This is a genomic window from Mesorhizobium sp. LSHC420B00 (genome assembly GCF_000503055.1).
In the GTDB taxonomy this organism is placed as follows: Bacteria; Pseudomonadota; Alphaproteobacteria; order Rhizobiales; family Rhizobiaceae; genus Mesorhizobium.
The window spans coordinates 1-1299 of sequence record NZ_AYVY01000076.1 but is presented as its reverse complement, the minus strand read 5'-3'; the positions used below and the strand labels follow the sequence as shown (position 1 = coordinate 1299).

The following is a 1299-nucleotide window of genomic DNA, read 5'->3' as shown; positions in this document are numbered from 1 at the left end:
CCGTGTCCTCGAAGGCGCCGAGATCCTTGTAGGCAGCAAGGCTCATATCCATGATGACCTGCTTGCGGATCGAAATCGCCCCGCCTTCGGGAGCCGCCGGCGGCAAGATGCATTGGATGCGCTCACCCGAGGGTAGAGCGGCCGACAGGACCGGCTTCTCTTCGTTGATGACCTGATTTGTCGCCGAGGCGACACCCGTCGAGATATGCCTAATCCAGCCGGGCGTGACCTCGCGCTTGACGACATGCTCCATTTCCTTCGCGCCGAGGCGTTCGATAAACAATTCACCCGGCCTGTTGATCGCAATCTCGGACACCGCATCTTCGGTCAAATAGGCCCATATCGGTTCCAGATGAGCACGCAGGACCGGGGCTCTCGCCCAAGGGTCAGGGAGGGGATGCACGGCATTCATTTCACCGGGCTCCCATAGCCGGAATAAAAATGATCCGTCGGCATGCCGTAGAGAGGCGTCGGATCGATCGCCGCCTTCGGCCGCCCACCTGCCTTCAGGCGTGCAACTTCTTCCTGGACGGGATCGGCGTATAGGTCCGAGAAATCGAGATCTCGCCGCACCAGCACGACGACCGATGTGCCCTGGTCGACGTAGACTGTCGGGCCAATGTTCTGCGTGTCGCGAAACGCCTCTTGCGCGAGTTGCTGCAAGGCGGTCGATGACTTATCAAACGCGATGCTGCGGGCGTCGCGCTGCGAGCCATTGCCACCATAAGTTAGGGTCGTGGTCTCACCTGTTACGGGATCGATTGTCGACACCTGGCGCTGTTGGCCATCTTGCCCGCTATCGCCAAGCGAGGACAGATATTCAGAGACTCCGCCAACCACGGAAAGCATGATGGCGTTGCCGTACCGTGCAGCCCAGTGCGTATCGACACGGCCGCCCATGCCGCCGCGGCCGAGCGCGTCGGCACCAGGCGATTTGATGTCGACGGAAATGCCATCCGAGCGGATGACCCTGCTCCAGACGATGAAAACACGCTTTTGACCGCGCGCAAGCCCCGAGCGGTATTCTCCGGTCAGGCGCGAGCCCTTCGGAATGAGGATCCGCCTGCCGTCGAGCGAGAAGACATCCTCACGCACGACAGCGCGCACGGCACCGGGAAGGTCGGTGTTGATCGCGGTTTCCAAATAGCCGCGAATGATCGTGCCTTCAGGGATCAACGCATCGGTGCGTCGGAAGACCCTGGCTTTGACGATGCCGGAAGAACTTGCCTCAGACTGCGCCAGGAATGCCTTGTTGGGATCACTGTCGGCGCCGGGGACCGGAATGATCTGACCGTCGGG

Annotated in this window: 2 protein-coding genes; both read right to left on the bottom strand. The window is 61.2% G+C overall.

What is annotated here, in order from left to right; genetic code table 11:
- Positions 1–316, bottom strand: a 316-nt coding sequence (locus tag X760_RS73520) for an ATPase, T2SS/T4P/T4SS family (protein ID WP_245278807.1), incomplete at its 3' end; no start/stop codon positions are given.
- 92 nt (positions 317–408) lie between these two features.
- Positions 409–1299 (bottom strand): type IV secretion system protein VirB10 (virB10, locus tag X760_RS73515; protein WP_023723258.1); only part of this gene is annotated, 891 nt, incomplete at its 5' end.